This is a genomic window from Pedobacter riviphilus, from assembly GCF_014692875.1.
GTDB lineage: Bacteria > Bacteroidota > Bacteroidia > Sphingobacteriales > Sphingobacteriaceae > Pedobacter > Pedobacter riviphilus.
This window is the reverse complement of the sequence record NZ_CP061171.1, coordinates 317,992-340,559: the sequence shown is the minus strand read 5'-3', so window position 1 is coordinate 340,559 and position 22,568 is coordinate 317,992. Positions and strand designations below refer to the sequence as shown.

The 22,568-nt window shown below is 41.4% G+C and carries 11 protein-coding genes; all 11 read right to left on the bottom strand.

Going from position 1 to position 22,568, the window contains the following annotated elements; genetic code table 11:
• Positions 1-198: 198 nt before the first annotated feature.
• The 11 genes from H9N25_RS01320 to H9N25_RS01275 all read right to left on the bottom strand — a co-directional run bounded on the left by H9N25_RS01320 (position 199) and on the right by H9N25_RS01275 (position 22,242).
• Positions 199-2,133: a RagB/SusD family nutrient uptake outer membrane protein gene (locus H9N25_RS01320; RefSeq protein WP_190327690.1), complete on the bottom strand. Its 1,935-nt coding sequence runs from the start codon at positions 2,131-2,133 to the stop codon at positions 199-201.
• 12 nt (positions 2,134-2,145) lie between these two features.
• Positions 2,146-5,250 carry a SusC/RagA family TonB-linked outer membrane protein gene (locus tag H9N25_RS01315; RefSeq protein WP_190327689.1) on the bottom strand — a complete coding sequence of 1,035 codons (3,105 nt, stop codon included), beginning with the start codon at positions 5,248-5,250 and terminating at the stop codon, positions 2,146-2,148.
• Between the two features lie 679 nt (positions 5,251-5,929).
• Positions 5,930-7,243: a sialate O-acetylesterase gene (locus H9N25_RS01310; RefSeq protein ID WP_223833530.1), complete on the bottom strand. Its 1,314-nt coding sequence runs from the start codon at positions 7,241-7,243 to the stop codon at positions 5,930-5,932.
• Positions 7,244-7,322: 79 nt separating this feature from the next.
• Positions 7,323-7,895, bottom strand: a complete 573-nt coding sequence (locus H9N25_RS24255; RefSeq protein ID WP_223833529.1) for a hypothetical protein — start codon at positions 7,893-7,895, stop codon at positions 7,323-7,325.
• Positions 7,896-8,054: 159 nt separating this feature from the next.
• Positions 8,055-9,611, bottom strand: coding sequence for a glycoside hydrolase family 43 protein (locus tag H9N25_RS01305; RefSeq protein ID WP_190327688.1), 1,557 nt, complete (start codon positions 9,609-9,611; stop codon positions 8,055-8,057).
• A gap of 269 nt (positions 9,612-9,880) precedes the next feature.
• Positions 9,881-11,563 (bottom strand): endo-1,4-beta-xylanase, encoded by a 1,683-nt coding sequence (locus H9N25_RS01300; protein ID WP_190327687.1) that lies wholly within the window; start codon positions 11,561-11,563, stop codon positions 9,881-9,883.
• 13 nt (positions 11,564-11,576) lie between these two features.
• On the bottom strand, positions 11,577-12,545 hold the full coding sequence (locus H9N25_RS01295) for a DUF5627 domain-containing protein (protein WP_190327686.1): 969 nt from the start codon (positions 12,543-12,545) through the stop codon (positions 11,577-11,579).
• A 41-nt stretch (positions 12,546-12,586) separates the two neighbouring features.
• On the bottom strand, positions 12,587-14,347 hold the full coding sequence (locus H9N25_RS01290; RefSeq protein ID WP_190327685.1) for a RagB/SusD family nutrient uptake outer membrane protein: 1,761 nt from the start codon (positions 14,345-14,347) through the stop codon (positions 12,587-12,589).
• A gap of 22 nt (positions 14,348-14,369) precedes the next feature.
• On the bottom strand, positions 14,370-17,246 hold the full coding sequence (locus H9N25_RS01285; RefSeq protein ID WP_190327684.1) for a SusC/RagA family TonB-linked outer membrane protein: 2,877 nt from the start codon (positions 17,244-17,246) through the stop codon (positions 14,370-14,372).
• 27 nt (positions 17,247-17,273) lie between these two features.
• Positions 17,274-19,157, bottom strand: a complete 1,884-nt coding sequence (locus H9N25_RS01280) for a RagB/SusD family nutrient uptake outer membrane protein (RefSeq protein WP_167292956.1) — start codon at positions 19,155-19,157, stop codon at positions 17,274-17,276.
• 10 nt (positions 19,158-19,167) lie between these two features.
• Positions 19,168-22,242: a SusC/RagA family TonB-linked outer membrane protein gene (locus H9N25_RS01275; RefSeq protein ID WP_223833528.1), complete on the bottom strand. Its 3,075-nt coding sequence runs from the start codon at positions 22,240-22,242 to the stop codon at positions 19,168-19,170.
• Between the last annotated feature and the right edge of the window lie 326 nt (positions 22,243-22,568).

Sequence of the window (22,568 nt, the reverse complement as noted above, 5' to 3'; positions counted from 1 at the left end):
AGTCGGGATTTTTTATTTCAGGATAGTGCAAACCAATAGCCTAAACATTTAACAGAAAGACCAATTAAGTTTGAAAATCAAATTTTCAGGATTTTATTTACCCAAAATCTTCTGGCCGCAAGAAAAGCAGGCTCCTTTATAAAAACGAATGAGCGACATCAATTGACGCCGCCCACCAAACTAAACCAAAGTATTTTTTTAATAACCAGGATTCTGGTAAGCCTTTTTTTCATCTGCACTCATCTGCATTCCGTCTATTTGTGCCTGAGGTATAGGCCGTAAATATAATGCCGGTGTAATTGTGCGGGTTACTGTCTGTGGCGTGTGATCGCCATAGGCAATTCCAGCAATGGTATACGTAGCAGAAAGTTCAGCCCATTTTTGGGTACGGATCAGGTCGTATCTACGATAGCCTTCAGCATAATATTCTCTTGAGCGTTCTGCCAAAATATAATTAATATCTATCGTAGCTGGAGTTGCTGCCATCATCGCAGCACTATTGTCTGCAACTTTAGCCACGTTTCCATTATTATCAAAACGCCATTTACCAGCTCTTGCACGAATCACATTAATGAGTTCGCGGGCACTTTTACCTGCTTTAGTTGTTGCTCCTTTTACCGCGGCTTCTGCTGCAACAAAGTAAAGTTCTGAAAATTTAGCTACCGGAAAAGGACGTGTACTCCCCGCGTTTGGCTGCCCTAGTCCTGTGCCGTTATCGGTGCGATAAGGTCCCAGTTTCCAAAGTCCCGGATAAACGATTCTGCTGATTCCACCCGGAGCCACCACATAATCAGCTCTTCCAGGTAGAATACCCGCCCCTACATTACTGATGCCTGCACCCGTTGGGTAAACGATAGCAGGGTTATCTGTATTTAAAAAAGTAAGTACTGCATCTCCAGGAACTACCGATAATCCATTTGCGTTAACCAATGATGCAGGCGCACTTGATGGTGGATTGTAGCCTTTAGGCCAGTTACCTCTGTAAACGGTGGTAAAAGTACCATCATATCTCGAATCCAGTGTTTTATCGGCAAAGGTATTCTTCAATACCTCAATTGTTGGCGCCATACGGTTCCATGGGCGGCCTAAATGCTGCTCGGCCTCACGCTGAACTGAACTGATGCCTCCACTACGGATATTCGGATAGTTCCAGGTCATCATCCAGCCTGCAAAATTATCTGGCGCACCGCCGCTTCCAAAGGTTAAACTTCCGCCATTAAATTTCTCACTCGTTTGAGTATGATCAGCATACAATAATGTTTCTTTGTTGCGGTCATTCACGGCCCAGTTCACGTCATAATAGGTATCCATCAGCCCAAATGTGCCTGGGTTTTCGATTGCAGCAGTAGCAATATCATACGCTTGCTGGAAATAGTAATTAGCATCATGTCCGTCGGGGTCGGTTCTTGCAGCTTCAGGATAGGTTGGAATATTATTGGGATTTTGAAGCCACCATGCATAGGTTAGATATGCTTTTGATAAAAATAGCTGTGCAGCAACCTTAGTTACACCACCTGTAACCCTTCCCGTTGTAGGCAGATCTGCCACGGCTTTTAGAAGATCAGGAAATACAGCTTTGGTATAAACCACAGGTACGGTATTTCTCACAGAAGTTCTTGACGGATTGGTATTAAATTTTAATTCTCCGGCGCCTAAATCGAGCGGAACCCCACCGAAAGTTTGCACCAAAAGAAAATAATCGAAAGCACGGAAAAACCTGGCCTCGGCCACAAGTGCACTTGATATACCTGCAGCACTGGCGTTTTCGATTATTCCACTGGCATTGTTAATGTTTGGAAATGCCTCACTCCACAATACACTGCTCGGATAACTTGTTGATAAAATAGATCCCACTCCAGAGCAGTCCATATCTTTAAAGTTCCCGTCAGCATCTTTGCCCCAGGTAGCCTCATCAGTACCGGTTATCAAAGAATTATAGAAATACGACTGACCATACATGTTTCGCAAGTGCGCATACATAGAAGTTAACCCACCATTTACGCCGGTAACAGTTTTAAAATAGTCGGGCGTAAAAATGCTACGCGGTTCTTCTTCCAGAATTTTGGAACAACCTGAAAAGATTACCATCAGTAACCAAATACCTGCCGCGGTTTTTAATTGTATATTTTTCATATCCTATTTATTCTAAAATGTTAAATTAAGACCTGCAACGTAATTTCGGGTTGAAGGTGTATTGGTACCAATAGTCAAAATTCTTCGCTGATAAGAGTTAACAGCCTGATTTTCATCACCAAAAGAGTTAGTTTCCGGATCCATACCAGACTCCCTGTGATAAGGAGAGAACATGACGAAAGGATTTTGTACCGTTAGATACATGCGCAGCTTTACATTGGATTTTTTGATCAGATCTCTGTTAAAATCATAACCAAGAGAAATGGTCCTGATTTTTAAGAATGAAGCATCGAAATAGCCAAGCGTGCTTCCATATTTAGGGTTATCGCCACTGGCAATGCCACCTGGTTTAGGATATTTTGCATCTGTATTTTCAGGGGTCCAATAATCTACCTTAACATTATTTCTACGGCCTGTTAATAAGTTCAGATATCCTGCCGAACCATATAGCGTACTTACTAATGTTCCGCCACTTTTGAAAAGCCCTACCACGTTCAGATCAAATCCCTTGTAGGCAACCCTGGTATTAAATCCTCCTGTAAACTTTGGATCAATGTCGATAATCTGTCTGTCTGCAGCACCTATGGCTCTTGTTGGTACGCCACTTGCATTGTAATCACCAGTATATTTAACTTTGATCATACCTACATTCCCACCTGGTTCAAGCACATTTAAATAAGGGTCTCCTGCCTGCCATAATCCGATTTTTTCATAGTCATAAATTGCATTGATATTATGGCCTACAAACCATGCATTTCCTTCATCGCGGGTCTGTCCGGAAGCCAGGGCAGTTAGCTTGTTTCTATTTGCAGAAATGTTGAACCCTAAATCCCAGGTCCATCCACCCTGATTTTCAAGAATCACACCATTAAGGCTCAACTCCCAGCCTTTATTCTGAGTTTGGCCTATATTTGCTGTATAACTACCCACCCCTGCTGTAGAAGGTAGTGCCACACTAAGTAATATATCTTTGGTTTTGGTGTCATAGTATTCAAAAGTGCCTGAGATGCGATTTTTTAAGATTGAAAAATCTAAACCATAATTCCAGGTTTCAGAATATTCCCATCCTAAGCCCGGACTTGGAAGCTGGGATACATAATAACCAGTTGCATATGTATTATCGCCAAAATTATAGGGGCGGGTACTAAGCACACCCAGTGTTTGATATGGGGCAACAGCTTGATTAGACGTCTGACCGTAACCTACACGTATTTTTAATTTATCAATTGCAGTAATGCCTTTCATAAAAGACTCATTCATCATATTCCACCCCACAGAAACCGCTGGATAGGTATGCCACTTGTGGCCTGGCGCCAAACGCGATGATGCATCAGACCGGAGTGTGGCACTCAATAAATACCTGTTATCATACGCGTACATAATCCTGCCCATGTAAGAAACGAGGCCGCTTAGGGTATAGAGCGGATTTTGAGGAGTACCGCTGCCAATCGTGATCTCACCATTTGCCTGTCCCAGATTATAAAACTGAAAAGCATCAGAAGGGATATCTCTGGCTGTCATGGAAGAAGAATTGAATTTATTTTGTTCTGCTGAATATAAAGCAACGGCATTGAAACTATGTTTTCCGAAACTGCGATCGTAGGTGATTAAATTCTCCAACGTCCAGTGATAGGTCTGCGAGTTACTTACCCCAGCTGTGGAAACTGTAGTTGCTGTAGTACTGCCCACCCCAACACCGGTGAAGTTACCGTTATTGCTCTGGATAAAATCCAAACCAAGGTTTGCACGGTATTTCAAGCCTTCAACCCCCGGAATTTTAACCTCGCCATAAAATGAATTATAAGTTGCAAAACCGCGGGTTTCGTTCAACCACTGGTCATGCAAATTCTTTACAATGCCATTGGTGTAAATAAAAGCCTCATCCTGTGGCATTCTGATGGTACGCTTTAAACTTCCATCAGCATTGTACGGGTTTGAAATAGGCGTATTACTCAAGTTGCCATAAATACCAACCTGGTTACCCTCACTTATATTGTAATTATTATTGGTAGTAAATCCAACACGAAAAAGTTTACCAATTTGCTGATCCAGGGATGCTTTCATCGAATACCTGGTATACTGCTGTGTAGGAATTAAACTTTGGTTTTTATAATATCCCCCGCCAAAACTATAGTTGCTGGTTGCAGAACCACCTGTTACGCCCAGATCATGACTGGTTACAATAGCATTCTTATTATAAAATAAATCCTGCCAATCTGTATTTACATCATTTGATTCATCAACGCCAAGTGTTGTAAATAACCCTGACGCTTTCCTCAATGCAGTAAATTCAGGTCCGTTCATCATCGGATACTTTGCAAATAAGGTTTGTAAACCCGTATATGTATTGTAAGAGATTTTAGCTGGCGCTCCTGCTTGTCCCCTGTTGGTGGTTAACAGAATTACCCCATTGGCACCTCTTGAGCCGTAAATAGCAGTTGCAGATGCATCCTTCAAGATATCGATACTTTTAATATCGTTGGGATTAATGTCACCAATGGAGCCAGGGAATGGGATTCCATCCAATACCACGAGCGGATCGTTACTTGCCGAAAGCGAACGCTGACCACGGATCAGGATCTGCATGGTGGCACCTGGTTTGGTTGAAGTCTGAGAAATATTAACACCTGCTAAACGTCCCTGGATGGCCTGAGCAATATTAGGCGCAGGCACTTCACGGATTTTTTCTCCCCCGATAGAAGCTACAGAGCCCGTAACAGCCTCTTTGCGCTGGGTACCGTAACCTACAACCACAACCTGACCAAGTTCTGCAGCGCTTGGTTGAAGGGCGACATTTAGTAAAGTTTGATTTTTCACCGGAACTTCTTTGTTGGTATAGCCAACATAGGAGAATACCAAAACCGGATTAGCACCCGTTGTAGTAATAGAAAAATTTCCGTTATCCTGGGATGATGTACTTGTACCGGTTCCTTTTAAAACGATACCCACACCTGGCAATGGCTTACCTTGTTCATCAACAACTTTACCTTTTACCACAGTTTGTGCCTGTGCAATAAAAGCTGAAAATATCAGTGTCGCCAATAACATCACTTTGGGGAGATACCTGAAAAATTTCCAACGTGATGTTACAGAAAATTGTAAAACTTCACTTCTCATAATAAATGGTTTATAATGGTTAAAGAATAAGAAAAGACCAGCTGTATTAATTGGAAAATCAGCAGGTGCATGTTTAAATCACACACCAAAAATTAATAATAATCGCTTGCTGGTTCAATTCAGATTTATTCTGTGATAAAGATATTTAGATTGCTCATCCGCTCATGATTTGATTGTGCATATTAATAGAATAAATGTTCAAATCGAAAATGAGCTATTGCCCTTGGGGAGACAAAAAAATCAGCTAAAAAAACAAGCCGCTGGTATGACAGACGATGCGATTAAAATAAAAACCAGTGGGTTTAAAAATCTAAAACGCAAACCAAAAACCGCTTAAATACACGATTTATGGCATATTTTTAATGAAAAAACCGATATCATATATTTACCTCAACAACAAAATTTGCCAACCGATTTGATAAAACAAGACGTATAGAATTGACTTATAAAAGGATATAAATATTCGAAAAAAGGTGAAAAATCTATTTTATGCAATCGGTTGATTTTTTTATTTTTTTGAATTCAGGCTGCCCAGGTTAAAGACTCAACTCAGCAAAAAGTGATGAGGATTTCTCTATTTTTATTGTTCTATCATGGCTAAAAAAAGAGCATTTTTATGACCAAAGCTAATCATATTCACAGTTCTATGCAGAAGTTTTCAAGTGCACGTCGGCTATCTCTATTTATTAACTTCCGCTTCAAATGGAGAAGCCGGTAAATTAGCCTTGTTGTATAAATTAGCACGATCGGGATTATCTGCCCATGCATAACGGACAAATGCCGGCTTTAAGACCATGGGACTTGAGAGCACAACTGTATCTCCCACTATCCTGGCCTGGGCCCAATAGAAAACCTTATCCTCACCCGCAAGGGCGAAACCGCTAAGTTTATCAGATCCTTTAATCATCAACCCAGGCAAGCTATGATCAAAATTTATAATCAATTCAGATCCCTTTAACTGGTTTGATTTATAAATAGGCCCAGAATATGTAATCTGCTGATCTTGATAGGCTAAATGTGAGGCCCATAGTGCCAAACGCTCACCAACGTCTTTTTTATCCAGCGGATGGATATCATTCCATTCACCAGCATCAATTGCCACAGCCATCCCTGTATTCGGTACGGAAAGTGTTTGCAACTGGCTTTGCCTAAATTGTGCCCAACTACTTTCTTCGGGCAAATAGCTGGCTTCCATAAAATTAGGCAACTGGGCATAAATAAATGGCAGATCTCCCTGCTTCCATTTATTACGCCAGTCTTTTATAAGCGCTGGCAACAATTGCCCATATGCTTTCGGATCTCCGGTATTCGCTTCGCCCTGATACCAGAGAAAACCTTTTATTGCAAATCTTACAGCTGGCGAAACCATGGTATTGAATAATCCGGTTGGCTCATTCTGCGCCACTAATGGCATTTCGGCCTCACCACTAAAACCCTGGTTTTGCTTAGGTTGAGCATAACCTACTTCGAAACTCCATTCGCCACGTAAGTCTATTTTTTTTTCGGGAGTGAGCAAAGAATAGTTTTTATCTGGTACAAAGCCACCTTTCCCGTTGCTACTAATGACTTTGACGATAAGAATGTTTTTCCCGCTTTTCAACAGCCCAGCAGGAATAACATACCTACGGGGAGGATATTGATAGGTGGTATTGCCTATAAATTTACCGTTGAGGAACACCGAATCTGCATCTATAATGCGGCCCAGATAAAGTTTAGCCTGCTGTCCGCTCATTTCTGCGGGGATTTGCAATTCTTTTCTGAAATAAAAAATCCCGTTGAAGTTCCGTAGCCCCTGATCAGCCCAGTAGCCCGGCATCCAAAATTTTCGCCAGCTGCTGGCATTAAAATCCGGATCAATCCATTTTACCGGGCCAGAAAGTCCTTCATCAACTACCGGAACTAATGTTGCCGACCTTGCCAGATTCTTCTCTTTAATTTTTTTTTGGTAATTGGCCATAAATACCGAATCCCTGAAATTGTCTATTTTTTTCATCTGCGCGGGATTCGTCAAAAATGCATCGCGACTCATCCAGGCCTCAATCGGAGTACCCCAACGCTCGAATTGATGATACCTATCGGAATGTTATATTTTTGGAAGAGCGTTTTTGCAAAAAAATAACTTGTCCCCCGAAGCTTAATATGCCCGTACCAGTGGCGGGAACCCATTTCCCTGGAGGAAGATCGATCGATTCTCCAGACAGATTAGCTTTAGTTGGAACGAAAAAGTTCCTGATCAAAGGGAAATGATCTTTTTCAATCACCTGTGGATAAGCCTCTTTTAACCGTTCCATTGGCAGGGCCATATTAGATTGCCCTGAGCAAAACCATACATCTCCCAACAGAATATCATCAAGGGTAATCGTATTCTTACCTTTAACGATCATTTTAAAAGGGCCTCCTGCTTTCATCTTACCCATTTTCACAAACCATGAGCCTTGTGCATTGGTGGTGGTCTTATACGTTTTTCCGTTAAAACTGATCGTTATTTTTTCTTTTGCTGCTGCCCATCCCCATATGGTCAGGGGAGTTTCCCGCTGGAGCACCATATGGCTGGATACCAACTGTGGTAAGGTAATCTTGGCAGAGACTGAAAAATTGAAAACCAGTAGCCAGGTTAAGCAGCATAAAATTAATTTTATTTTCATATTCTTATCAATTTCCAAAACTATCCAACGGCATCGAACTTTTTTTTGCCATTTGAGCATAATGCTGCAATTAATGTTCAAAATTCATTTTACTAATATGTAAAATCCCGCTCCAGCTCCTTATAGGCGTAGATTTGCATTATTCTGTAAGTGCCCAGCCTAGTTAACTTTGATATTGAAATAATCAAAGTCAGCATGTCCACCGATTTGCTGTGTTGCATAATTGAAAAGACCGAACCGATACCCCATAAAGTGCGGTATGGTGTACGACATTTTTAGTTTTTCACCAACCGTATTCCATGATTTGCCATCTAAGCTATAAGCGAAAGAAGCCAGATCCTGGCGATCTTTAAAATCACAGCTCAACTTTAAATAAATTTTTTGCTGTTTTAGCGGAATTTTGATGCTTTCTATCGGCTGATTATCGCTCATTGTAGTAACCACGACGAATAGTCCTTCTTTTAAAGATTTAACGCCAATCCAGCCATATTTTTTCTGAAGCAATAACATTCCGGCGCAATCCCCTACTTTCATGTTTTCCAGATCGATGCTGGTTTCGGCTGAACTTGCCGGCGCTACCGTTCTTTGGGTAAGCGTATTTCTGGCCCAAAGCACCGAGGTATCAATCCTGGAGGTTTGTATCACGAGATAGCCTTTTTTTCTCGAGAGCGACCAGTTAGCGGGATCTGGATTATGATTCCATTGCCAAACTTTTTTAAGACCGCTCCCCTCGCCTGTACCATCGAAGTTATCAGAATCTACAATGCCTGGAATCGGGCTTAAGTTTTTAGCGAGGTGAAGTGAGTCTGGCACTTTAGAATTTACACCAAGAACAGGCCATCCCTGCTCCCATTTAACGGGAACGAGATAAGGAATTCGACCAACTGCTCCATAATCACGGAAAAGGTAGGAAAACCACTCACCTTTTGGTGTACTGATCAATCCACCCTGGGCTACCCCCTTATCCTGAAGACCGATTCTTCCGGTGTAGGGGCCCAATAGCTTGTCGGCTTTATGAATAATTACCGTACGCATGCTGTTTCTTGGCCAGGTAATATTGAAAAGATAATATTTGCCTTTTATCTTAAAAAGTTGTGAACCTTCAGCAGGCAAACCGGGGTTATTGCCAGCAATCTGGGTAGCATTTTCTATCAATACCTTAGGACTTGTACCTGTTTTTATCCCTGAAAAATCTGCATTTAACTCAGCAAGCATAATTTTGCCTGCCCCATAAACCATAAATACCCTGCCTTTTTCAAAAAACAGGGAGTGATCATGAAGTGCAGGGCTGAAGGCAGACCTTTTCCATGGGCCTTTTTCAATGTCTATAGTAGAATATATGTATGTTTTATTGGTTGTACCCGAAAAAGTACTTACATAAAACCGGCCTTCATGGTAGCGCAAACTACTGGCCCATGATCCTCTCCCGTAATCATTTTTGCCATTATTTAAATTTAGCTGATCAGTATTTGCCAGGGTATCATAAACATAAGTTACAATCTTCCAGTTTACAAGATCGGTTGATTTCATAATAGGAAGACCAGGGCTCATATGCATGGTTGTACTGCTCATGTAGTAGGTTTTCCCTACCCGAATGATCGATGGATCGGGTACATCAGCAGCAATGATAGGATTTGCAGTGAGCTGGCTATAGGCTGTAAAATGAAACAGCCCATTTAAAAGTACAATACACAGATAAAATGCAAGGTTTTTCATAATTGGGGCAAATTTGATTTATTAAAAAGGCTGTAACATAAAACAAGTTTCTCTAAAGTGTCTCGTTGAGCAGAACCTGATAAAGTATTTAAACACATAAAAGTATATCTAAATCAGTCTTTCGGCAAGCTATCGAAGACGGGATACCTAAAAACATCGTCATTGCGAAGAGGAGCGACGAAGCAATCTTTTCTGTTAGCTATCCTCTTGCTATAAAGATTGCTTCGTCGGCTGAAAAAGCCTTCTCGCAATGACGAATAAAAAACAGGTTACCTACCCTTGAGTGCTTCTGCAACACCAGTATATGCAGGTTTACGCACAAAGCCTCCTGTCCAAAGTCCAATTGGTTCATCGGGTCTCCAGAAAGAACTGGCTGGGCTATCTAACGGACTCCAGATCGTAATTCCATAGCGTTGAGCAGGAGGTATAATCTCAAAATATTTATCGATCACATATTTGTACATATCTGCCTGTGCTTTGTATTCTGCTTCTGTTACGGCGGCTGTCTTTTTATTCGAAACACCAAGATCTAGTTCCGAAATCTTGATCAATTTGCCCGTAGCCGCCAATAATTTGAGCATATCAACTATTTTCGCTTTATCATTTTCGGTACCCATGTGCATTTGCGTACCAATGCCATCAACCTTGGCGCCTTTGCTTTCAATATATTTCACATAATCAATCAGTCCCCTGCATTTATCAAGGCTGCTTTCTAAACCATAATCGTTTATAAAATGAATATCAGAGGCATTACCATACTGGCGTGCAAGTTTAAAGGCAGCCACGGCGTAATCTTTGCCTAGATAGTCCTGCCAATAAAATTCATCGGCAGCGATATTGGTTTTACCCACACCTGTTTTCAACTGTGATGGATCTGGCCAGTCAGACATGGGTTCATTTACCACATCCCATGCTTTTACATTGGCTTTACTAACAGCAAGCATTCCGGCAATCCATTTATCAAGCGCAGCTGTTAAGATAGCTTTTTTCTCATCGGCCGTTTTTTCAATGATCTTATCACCTCCATTTGGATTTACTCTGTTAATGGAGATTTTATCCATAGAAATTTTGCCGGCATAGGCTCCAAAGCTAAAAACCAAACGTGTTCTATCACCGGCAGTGATGGTTTTTTCCAGTTGTACAAGCTTCCAATCGGTTGAAACATCAAAAGAACCAAAGTCATCTGCTCCATAACTTTTGGTTTCTTGTGCCGCTACCGAGGCAGATCCAGCTACACTTCCCTTAACATAAAAGCTCAGTTTATATTTCGAAGCGCTTTGAAATGGGGTTGTAAAATCCATGGCAGTCTGGGCTTCCCAGGAATTAACAACTTTAGGATTAGACATGTTGAGCGCGTAACCTGTACCGCCATATCCATCACCCTTTGCCGAAACCTCCCTAACAGAACTATTTCCCCAGCCAAACCAGCCCGAAATATTTCCCGATTCAAAATCACTATTACTAATGAGGTTATCCTCAAGCGCCGGTCCGCCCGTTCCTTTAATGATAGTAGGCGCTATTAAACTGTTAAGGTACTTGGCATTTTGATTGGCATGCCAGCAAAGGGTATGTCCGTATACTTCCATTCCTGAATTTTTAGCATTTTCCAGTAATTTCTTCACATTATCAAAATCCATACTGCCATCATCTTTAACAATGGCACCGTGTTTCATTTCATAACCAATTACAATCTGGTTAAAATTACTGTTCGCCAGGCGATATAACACACCTTTGTTATTGTATTCGGTAAGTGATGTGGCTACACCCAGTTTAAAATCAGGATTGGCCGACCAGTTGAAATAAGATTTCAATGCTTTGTAAGCATCTATCTGTTCCTGTGCTGCAACTGATGCAGGTTTTTCAACAGAAAAATCAAGTGCTTCCTGCTTTTTGCAGGATACCGATAAAACCGGAAGACCGATGATTAAGGCAATTTTATAAATATTTTTCATCTTGATTAACATTTTATTTTTTAACCGGATTAAAGGTTTCCATTGTTACGCCACGGTTGCGCATTACAAGTGTATCAGTAGTGTTTACAGACATATCGGTAAGGTCGATGTTGTAATTCAGGTAAAGGGCATCCCTATCGGTATTTCCCCAACTGTTCTTTTCTCCCCGCTTGATAAACTTGCCATTTCCAGAAGCCGTAAATGTATTATCAGCAGCAGATACCGTACAGTTGCCTGAATTGTCGAAAGTAAGCAGCAATTTGCAGGTGATATTGCGGTTGTCTTTATCTTTAAATACCGCATCAAATGTATTTGATTTTAAGGAGGTAGTAACAACCTGATTAACCTCATCACTTTCAACATAGGTCATGTGCCTGCTAACGGTTTTATTCAAACTTGTATTGCCGTTTTTACCGGTGATGATATCTTTACCCCGGCGCAGGTAATAGCCATGCCAGGGATTAATGTATTTAATGGCATATAACGTATAGTTCTTGGCTTCCAGAATCTTATCGGCATTTTGTACCGAAGTCATCCGGAGCGGAATTACATAGGTATTCTTCAATGCCAAAGGGTCGGCAAAAAATGCATCGGTTAGCTGTACCTGAACACCTCCAGCTATTTTGCCTTTAGATATAGTTATAGCGCTGCCCAGTAGATTGTAGTAGTTTGCCGGCATGGCTACCACATTTGCGGCACCTCCAAAACTAAGATTGCTGGCAAGGGCATTGTCTACCGCCACACCAATACTAATATCATTTTTAACTTCATATACACCACCTGTGGTAGCCATGATTTCGCAACGGTGCAGGTTGTCTAGTGAGGTATCATATATATCCTCGCCAAGGGTAATGGTACGAACAGGACTCTGGTATGCAAAATATACGGTTTGGGTTCCATAATCAGGGAATTCCCAGTCTTGGTTCTTACACGAGCCTAAGAGTATGGAAATCGCTAATAAAAATATTATTCTTCTTTTCATCTTTTTTGAGTTTAATTCATTATTTACATTGGTGGTAAAAGCTACCACCCTGCATTTTGAATAAGATTGTTGTACTTCAAAATTTCACTATAAGGCAGCGGACCATAAACCATGTAATTTTGGTAGGCTCTGTTCTCTACATTAATTGGATTATATGCTGGTGCTATTATGCTTATACCCTGAGCCACTTCGTTCAGGTTTGCATTCCATCTGCGCAAATCCCAAAATCTGAATCCTTCGAAACAAAGTTCCAATCTACGCTCATTTCTGATTAACGCCCGCATTTTTACCTGATCTGATTTTATGGACTCCAGATAAGCATCGTTATTAGATGCGCCCACACCTGCCCGCTTGCGTATGGCTTTAATTACATCATAAGCTGAATAGGCGTGTGTACCGTTACTTATTGGCCCCCAGGCCTCGTTGGCTGCCTCAGCATAGGCTAGATAAATTTCGGTATAGCGTATTCGAGGATTGTAATGCTTTTGACTTGTTGTTGAAGAGGGATTAAGATTAACATCCTGTCTAAGTAGCTTACGCATATAATACCCTGTTCGGGTAGAAGTTTCTACTTTATTAAGTGCATCGTTAGTTGTTCCGTTGGCCGAGGTATTAATAACACTACCTGAAGTTCCGGAAGTACCACCATTAACAAGAATATAAAGCTTTAATCGGGGGTCTCTGTTATCGTAAGGACTAGCTGCTACAAAACCACTATTATTTTCCAAAATTGGATAGCCATTAGCCATAGGGAATGCATTTACCAGATTTTGAGTAGGGTTTATTCTGCCGCTACCAAAAAGCGTTGGCGGAAAGTTACTTCTTTCTAAATCATTACTACTCCCTACATCGCTACGCCATAAAATTTCTGATGGGTTTACACCAGAGGCTAAACCATCAATACCAGCATCTTTGTCGTACCACTTGATATCGTTTAAGTTAAGATTTACTAATCCTCCTCTCAGATCAATTACCGCAGCAGCATCATTTGCTGCTTTTTCCCATTTGGCAGTTGCAGAAGGATTAAAGGCTGGACTTGCAGCCAACAGTGATGCTTTGGCTTTGATAGCCTTGGCAATACGTGCAGTTATACGTCCTCTAAAATAATATCCGAAAACACGATTGTAATTATCCTTGCCCACACCTGCATACTTCGCTGGTACTTGGGCATCGGTTGCAATATCCTCAAAATCATTCGGAAGTAATTGTTCGGCCATATCAAGATCACGGTAAATTTGTGCCATACAATCATCGAACGTTGCCCTTGGCTTATTGAAATCAGCATCAAGCCCTTCAGGCTGAAGCACTATTGGTATACCCAAAAGTTGTCCGTTGGTGCCTTTTCCACCATGTGCCTGCAACAGATAAAAATTAAACAAAGCCCGGAGCGCGAACGCTTCTCCTTTCATCCTATCATTAAACATTTTGTTTATGTTTTGGTCTACCGCCCATTTTACCTGGTCGGTTACCGAAAAAAACAAGTTAAGATACTGTATGGCAGCCCTAGAATTAGTCCATTGTGATAACGGATTATTAATCGCTGTCCACTGCCCGGTCGCAATTTTAAGGTAGGCATTGTTTTTATCATTGGTTACCGCATCATCGGTGCTTACATCATTAAACGACCAACTGTTAGTTGGAATGCGGTTATAGCCGTTTAATAGCAGACCTTGCGCATAAGATGCATTGTTGGTTGTGCTTTCTAGATCAAGATTGTTCTCTATTTCAGGCTCTAGCATGTCTTTACAACTGATGCAAAAGAGCAGGGTAACTACACACAAAAGAAGTTTTAATCTTTTCATTTCAGGATAATTTTATGGATGATTAAAATTGTGCCTTTAACCCCAGGTTATAAAACCTGGTTTGAGGGGAAGAAGTCACATTTAGTTCAAGGATTTCTCGTTCAGGAGCGAGCGTTAATAAATTCATACCGCTTGCATATACGCCAAGTTCTTTGATGAAACCTTTTTGAAACATACTAACAGGAAACTGGTAGGATAATTGTATTTTAGAGAGGTTGAACTGATTTGTACTGTAGAGCCAAAAATCAGAAGCCCGAAAATTGTTATCGCTAGTGGCCGTAGTTAGCCTTGGATAGGTTGCACTCGCCTGCGTTTCCGGAGTCCAGCGATCTCTTACTACTGCTGAGTATTTATCTTCTCCATCCACCCAGAAATAGTTGCTGTTCTTCATAGCTTTAGCACCATATCTGCCGGTACCAAGTACAAAAAGGGTCAAATTTTTCCATTTAGCTGTTAAGTTAACCCCTAAAGTAAACGGTGCACCTAACCATCCTCCTTTGCCAAGATAAATCTCATCCCTGGTATCGATAATACCATCGCCATTCTGATCTTTATACTTAATATCTCCAGGTTTAACTTGCCCAAAAGATTGACTTGGGGAATTAGCAATATCTGCATTACTATTAAAAAAGCCCAAGTTTTCCAGCCCCCAAATGGCATCTAATGGTTTACCTGTTCTGCTCTGGTAAGCAAACTCGTAAGACTCGGCGCGTTTGGTAGCTTTGGTATCGTAATAAGTACCGGTTAAACCAAGACTCCAATCTATACTGCCTATTTTTTTATTCATCCTGATGCCAAAATCGAATCCTCTGCGCTGATCGTTATCATAATTTACATAAGGAATATCAGAATAAACCGGGAAACCTGTTGTTAAATAAGAAGGATAAAGTATACCAGGCTGTACCACATTGCCCTTCGTTTGGTCTAAGAAAAGTGAAGCGGTAAAGTTGATCAGGTTTTTATAAAGAGACCCATCTATCCCTAAATTAATTTCTTTGCGCTGTGGAAATTTCAATTCAGGATTATCACCCCTCCTTTTATCAAAAGTATGAACCAAACCACCATCTCTCCAACTATACCAGGCGGCATCATTATAGGTATAATACCCTTGGTATAGGTTATAATTATTAATATCTAAATCGGTATTTAATATCCCCGCTGATGCAGTTATTTTTAGGTTATCAATTACATTAGAACCTTTTAAGAAAGGCTCCTCACTTATGCGCCATCCAAGAGATAGTGTTGGGGAGAAAGCACCTCTGTTTGCCAAAGGTAATTTTGCTGAATACACATACGCACCGCTGAAATCGGCATAGTAGCGGTGATCATAGTTGTAGCCCAGCTGTAAGCCAAGATTGGCATTGTTGGTAGCATGATAAACCGAAGATTCGCTAATGTTAAAACCATAACCCAGCAATGATCCGGTAACGTTATGCTTTTGTTTAAAAGTACGTGCATAATTAAACTGGCCGGAAAAAGAAATGGTTTGGCGGTAAGCACTTCCGCTCACGTTCTGTACGCCTGATCTGGCATCAATGCCATACTTCGTTAAACCCGAAATCTGATCAAAGCCGGCATAATTGTTCCATGCAGCTTCGTAAACCGAATAGGTATTGTTATACGATTGATTAAAACTGCTTGAATAATCAACGGCAAGCATGGTTTTAAAGCTCAATCCCTGCATCAAGCTGTTGAGATCGAAATTTATCCCCGTATTAAACTGGAACTGACGGGATACATTCCGGTTGTGGCCTCCTGCATAAATGCTGGCGAAGGTATTCGTCTGATCCAGCTGGCTTCCGCCCAATAGGTAGCTGCCATTAATGATGTTGTTGCTGTTATTGGCTTGTGCCAGCGATGCTGCATCACCAGGTTCGATCATACTGATGGGAATAAGTGGTGCAAAACGATACGGTCGAACTATTGCTGCGCTGCCCCAATAATCTGTATTTACCCCTTTGCCAGTATAGAAACTGGCCGTAGCATCTACATTTAGGGAAATGATCTTATTCAGTTTTACATCGATATTTCCACGCACATTAAAACGGTTGGCACCGCTGTTTTTTACAGCTTCACCAAAATTCAGTAGCGAACCTACTGACCAATAGCCGATGTTGGTGTAATAACGCGTGCGGTTGTTTCCGCCTGAAATTTCTGCAGTCAGATCATTTCGTCCATAGCTGTTTCTCAGATAATCTGAAGAATAGTAATCTACGTTAGGGTAACGGTAAGGATTTGTTCCGGAGGCATAATTGTATATGGTTTGCTGACTGTAAAGGTCTGGCAATCCGTCATTCCTTCGCGCTTCATTATATAAGGTCATATATTCAGCAGATCCCAGAAATTGTGGATAGCTTTTAGGAACATTCAAACCGATATTGGCCCTTACATTTACCTTTTGTTCATAATTACCTCCTCTTTTAGTGGTAATGTACAGCACGCCCTTGGCTGCACGGCTACCATACAGCGCTACTGCATTAACACCTTTGAGTACGCTAATCTGATCGATTTCTGTTGGCATAATGTTATTGATATCTCTCGGAATTCCATCTACCAGCACGAGATAGCCACCCATTCCCCAAATGTTACCGTTAAAACCCGGCAAAAGGGCATCCAGGTTTTCAAGGCTGGAGGTTGAATAGTTTTTTTCCATCAATTGAGAAAGGTTCAATACGGAAACATCGCCTAAAAGGTCTCGTTTAGCCACCTTCCGGAATGCAACCTGTACAGAATCTATCTGAGGCATTACAAATGCGGTATCTTGTGGCAGGCGTTTTTCGTTTTTAACAACGGATTTATTGTTTTTTCTGATCTGCCTATTGGTTTGCGCTGATCCTGCTGCCGGCAGTAAAAAGGCAACGGCGAGGCAAAAGGCTGTTATTATCTTGATCTGTTTCATTTCATTCGTTTGAATTAGTTTACACCCTTACCAGCCTGGATTTTGTTTAAAATCTGCATACATGTTCACGTCAGCATTTTTGAGTGGCAACCAATAATGTTTCTGACTAAACTTCCGCTCAAGAATAACCACTTCTTTAATGTTGACCACCCGGTTAGCGGTAGGATCAGTAGTACTGAAAGTTCCGCTTCGGTCAAACTCAAGTGATGTTTTTAAAGTGTATGGTTTCTCGATTAATAGTAACCAGCGACGTAGATCGTTAAAGCGGTGGCCTTCAAATGATAATTCTACGGCACGCTCTCTTCTTACCTCACCCAAAAATCCATCTACCGAAGTCAGGAATTTATTGGCTACATTAGCTACTCCGGCTCTGGTGCGGATCACGTTGATGGCATCGACAGCTGTTTTAGAAAAACCCGGGTCTTTACCTGTGGGCGAATTGTATCCCATCAGCGCAGCTTCAGCATACATCAGGTATACATCGGCCAAACGCATATAAGGAACATAAATGTGAAGGCTATTGCCATATGAATAGCCATTATCATATTTATTAGCAGTGATAGGAATAAATTTACGTAAAACGTAACCAGTTCTACTTCCGGTACTTACATCCCTATAACTTCCGCTTGTGTATAAATTGGCATACCTGTTTTTCTCATCGCTGGCACCCATTGCACCTTGTACAAATTTTACTCCGTCAAAAACGATGTCATTATAAAACCTTGGATCCCTTCCTTTCCAGGGGTATTCCGGATTGTAACCCGAATCACTGTCGGCCTTTGTAATATCCGGGATCGGCAAGCCATTGGCCATGCCATAATAATCTACATAATTAGCCGTAGGCGTAAACTTTAGGTCGCCTTCTGAAATGACTACTGGTGTGTATTGCTTACTGGTTCCCCAGTTAGAGTTATTGGCACTAAAAAACGGACCACGGAATATGGCTTCTGTACTTCCGGGTAAATCCCAGTTTTGCCCGCTGGTGTAAAAATTGCGGTAATAATTTTTGAATTCTACAAGTGCATACTGCGTGGTACCACTTTCAGTAAGGGTAAGCAGTTCAGCAAATGCAGCTGCTGCTTTTTTACAGTATTCCGAATTGTAGCTCTTGCTACCGGTTGATTCAAAATTCATCAGCGGACTTCCTGCCCACAGGTAATTTTTACCGAGATAACCTAAAGCCATGATTTTATTGATCCTTAATTGGTTTTTACCCAGCGTACGTTTACCAGCAGTGGTATTGTCCCAGTTAACCGGTAAAATATCGGCAGCGGCCCTAAAATCTGCAGCCGCTTTGTCTGCACAAGCTTTATAGCTTAAACGTGGAAGATTTAGCTTTGAATCGGTAGGCAAAACGGTATCTATATAAGGTAACCCACCAAAATATTCCATCAGCCTGTGGTGAAACCAACCGCGGAAAAACAGCAGTTGCCCTTTGATGAGGTTTCTTTCCTCATCCGTAGCGTCTGTCATCTTATCCATATTGGCCAGCCCCATATTTACCTTACTGATACCATACCAGGCCGCTTTCCAAAGATCCTTGTTAAAACGGTCGTTATTGGTACTAAAATTATTGTGGTTCATCCATCCAGATCCCCAGCCATCGAATTCAGATTGCCAGCCCCAGAAATTTCCATCGTCTATTTTATGAATGAAATGAAAGTTTCCGGCGGTTGAAGTAATCTCATCCTCACCCCAGTTCCAGGAGTTGGTCCAGTAGTTTGTGCTAAAATTTACAATACAGTTGTAGAGTTCTTCGGTGTAGCCCTGGAAATTAACAAAATTCTTAAAAGCCTCTTTTTCCGAAATCACGGTTTCATCGGCTTTATCCAGGTATTTTTCACACGAAGAAAGGGATACTGTTGACCAGATAATGGTACAACATACTAACGTTTTGATATATTTTTTCATGATTGTAGCATTAAAAAGTAATGTTGGCCCCAATATTAAATCGCTTTACAGTTGGATAGGCACCTTGCGATGCCCAGCCGGTTCCGGCAAAATTGGATTCCCGGTCATCAGGCATTTTGGTCCATACATACAGGTTGTTTCCGTTTACATATACCCGCAGCGATTCCATACCGATATGTTTGATGAAACTTTTGCTTTTTTCGAAAGTATAAGCCAATTCTGCATTTTTTAACCGGATATAAGATCCATCGTACATGTAACGGTTACCGGAAGTATAACCACTGGCGGTAGATAGCCACCTGGGTAGTGGTACATCAGCATTAGGATTATCTTTGGTCCAGTAAGATCCTTCATTATACACCAGATGGTTTTGGCCGGCTAAACTGCTGAATACCACCTGTCGGGTTACATTGTTTACGCCATAAAGCTGAACAAATAGACTGAAACCTTTCCAATCTACACCAAATGTAGCATTGTAGGTATTTTGAGGGTTTGATGGAAAACCATAAGGAATATTATCTTTTGAATCGATAATACCATCTCCGTTATAGTCTATGATATAATAATTGCCCGGTAATTTTTGCCCGTCGTTATTATCGTGAATCGTGCTGCCATAAAGTTCATCCCAGGTATTGTAATTTCCTGCACTCACATAGGAATAACTTTGGCTAATTTGTTTGTTAGCCCTTTTCTGGTATTCGGGTAACAATTCTGCATCATCGGCTTCGAGCACCTTATCCTTCGCATGGGTATAGTTTATGTTGGCCCAAAGTCTCCAGTTCTGCCCTAATCTTTTGTTGAAAGCCAGCTCAAGCTCATAACCTTTGTTTTGTACAATCCCCAGGTTGGCTACCGGTGCATCAACACCAAAGTAAGAAGGAATGGCCCGGTTACCGCCAAGAATCAGGATATCGGTACGGCGGTCGCGGAAAAAGTCAACCTTTCCGGTGAACATACCTTTAAGGAAACTGTAATCTACACCAAAATTGGTTTTCTTTACTTTTTCCCAGTGCACATCCGGATTGCCAAGCGCCGATATTTTATACCAGGTGTACGGACTTAATTCAGAACCCTCACCGGTTACACCGAGTTTGGTCTGACTACCATAAGCCCACTGTGTAAGATATAGCCAGCGACCACTTACATTATCATCGCCAATGGCTCCGTATGAAGCACGCAACTTAAGCATATCTAAAAATTTGATGCCTTTCATAAATTTCTCTTCACTCAGCATCCAGCCCAATCCTCCGGATGAAAAGAATGCAAAACGATTTTTCGCACTGAATTTTTCAGAACCATTGTATGCACCGTTATATTCGATCATGTATTTATTGGCAAAATTGTAGGTCGTACGGAACACCCAGTCTTCACGGTAGTTTGGAATCTCACTTCCTGTAGCTACTTCATTCCGGTTGAAAAGTCCCATAGCCGTAATGTTGTGGTTAGTACCCAATTTTACAGCATAATTGAGTTGGCCCTGGTAGAATAATCTGCGCTGGGTTGACCAATCCTGCACAGCACCACCGCTCGTGGTCCAGTTAATCCCATTCTGAAAATCGAAGCGGTTGGTTCCATCAAATGCCTGCTCATAAGTGGTCAATCCGGTTTTCGGATCTATCCATTTGCTTTGCATACCATTATATAAATCATTAATCCCCCTGTTTCCTTCGATAAAAGTATTATCCAAGGCTATGGTACCTTTGAAGTTTAAGCCCTTTACCAAAGATCCCAGATCCTGGTCAAGTGTAAAATCGGTCGTAATCCTGCTAGTAGTGGTATAGCCCACACCACTGATGGCCAGGTTTCGAGCAGAGTTTAAACCTTTTTGCACATTCGGCGCATAATAGCCCCATGTACCATCTGAATATTGCGGCATAAATACATCCGGAGCAGTGGAATATGCGGATATCCAATAAGAATAATCGCTGTTGGAATTGCCCCATGGACTTTTCTTCACCCCCCTCGAACCCGATAGGTTTACTTTAAACAGCGTGGATTTGCTCAGCTGAAAATCGAGGTTGCTCCTCACATTTAACCTGTTGAAACCGTAACCCGGCTCGTAACCGCGATCGTTTTTAAAGGTGCGGAACAAATCACCTTCGTACAGGTAATCGGCATTGGCAAAATATTTCACTTTGGAGGTTCCACCTGAAATGTTAAGGTTTACATTGTTCGACATGGCATAATCTTTAAACAATACCTGGTCCCAGTTTACATTCGGATAGCGTTCAGATTCCGCTAAATTTGCCGGGTAACGGTATTTATTAATCGTAGCCTGCGGCAGATAATCGGCCCAGCTTTCTGGTTTTAGGGAAAGTTCATTTTCAATAGCCTGGTTCTTAATGGTCAGGGCATCGTAAGAATCATATTTTCCTGGTAAGCGCGATGGAGATTTAATTACATTATTGATGGTCCCCCTGATGGACGCCTGCCCCTCACGGCCACGTTTGGTGGTGATCAGGATTACGCCGTTAGCTCCCCTTACTCCAAATACAGCAGTTGCAGAAGCATCTTTCAATACGGATACAGTTTCTACTGAACCGATATCTACACTGCTCATCTGGCGCTCAATTCCATCCACTAAAATGAGCGGACCGGTATTGTTCCAGGTACTGCGGCCGCGGATCAGTATTTGAGGATCTTCCTCGCCGGGCATTCCGGTACTGGCAGTAGTTATCACACCCGGGACATTACCCGTTAATGCAGCACCTATGCTCGATACGCCTCCAGCACGTTCCAGCACCTTACCCGTAGTTTGTGCAATGGCGGCTACCACACTGGCTTTTTTCTGTGTACCGTAACCAATAACTACAACATCGTTAAGGTTTGATTGATCTTCGGAAAGAACAATTTTAAGGTTATTTTTCCCTTTTGTAGAAACTTCTTTACTTACCATACCCACATAGCCAATTACTAGAATTAACCGATCATCAGGTACATTAATCACAAAACGGCCATCAATATCCGTTTGGGTACGGATATTTGTGCCCTTAACCGTAACTGTGGCACCCATTAATGGGGTTTGCTTATTATCAAAGATTGTTCCGGTTACCTTTGTCTGCTGTGCAAATGTTATTTCAATCATCAGCATCAAGGTTAGCATTGTTAAACAACATCTTTTAAAGAGTTGCCTTTTCGAAACCAGGTTATCCCCAGCAAAATGCAATAGTATAATTCTTTTCATTTTTCGAGATCATTTATTGAGAATGTTGGGTAAGATTGATGACATCTGTTTCGATATAGTTTTCTGAAACATTTCATTTCCGCTGAAACGTTTTGAAAGAAAGCAGTTCTCCTAAATGGAATTTTAAGTAATTCTCTTAGCATTATTTATTTGGTTAGTGTTTTTTGTAAATAGGAAGAAAAGTCTGATAATGATTTTTCTTCAATAATGATTAGCTACACGATGTG

Excerpts from the sequence above, each read along its gene's own strand:
- H9N25_RS01290 (WP_190327685.1), bottom strand. The coding sequence starts at position 14,347 with ATGAAAAGATTAAAACTTCTTTTGTGTGTAGTTACCCTGCTCTTTTGC.
- H9N25_RS01310 (WP_223833530.1), bottom strand. The coding sequence starts at position 7,243 with ATGAAAAAAATAGACAATTTCAGGGATTCGGTATTTATGGCCAATTAC.
- H9N25_RS01305 (WP_190327688.1), bottom strand. The coding sequence starts at position 9,611 with ATGAAAAACCTTGCATTTTATCTGTGTATTGTACTTTTAAATGGGCTG.
- H9N25_RS01315 (WP_190327689.1), bottom strand. The coding sequence starts at position 5,250 with ATGAGAAGTGAAGTTTTACAATTTTCTGTAACATCACGTTGGAAATTT.
- H9N25_RS01295 (WP_190327686.1), bottom strand. The coding sequence starts at position 12,545 with ATGAAAAGAAGAATAATATTTTTATTAGCGATTTCCATACTCTTAGGC.
- H9N25_RS01280 (WP_167292956.1), bottom strand. The coding sequence starts at position 19,157 with ATGAAAAAATATATCAAAACGTTAGTATGTTGTACCATTATCTGGTCA.
- H9N25_RS01300 (WP_190327687.1), bottom strand. The coding sequence starts at position 11,563 with ATGAAAAATATTTATAAAATTGCCTTAATCATCGGTCTTCCGGTTTTA.
- H9N25_RS01285 (WP_190327684.1), bottom strand. The coding sequence starts at position 17,246 with ATGAAACAGATCAAGATAATAACAGCCTTTTGCCTCGCCGTTGCCTTT.
- H9N25_RS01320 (WP_190327690.1), bottom strand. The coding sequence starts at position 2,133 with ATGAAAAATATACAATTAAAAACCGCGGCAGGTATTTGGTTACTGATG.
- H9N25_RS24255 (WP_223833529.1), bottom strand. The coding sequence starts at position 7,895 with ATGAAAATAAAATTAATTTTATGCTGCTTAACCTGGCTACTGGTTTTC.
- H9N25_RS01275 (WP_223833528.1), bottom strand. The coding sequence starts at position 22,242 with ATGATTGAAATAACATTTGCACAGCAGACAAAGGTAACCGGAACAATC.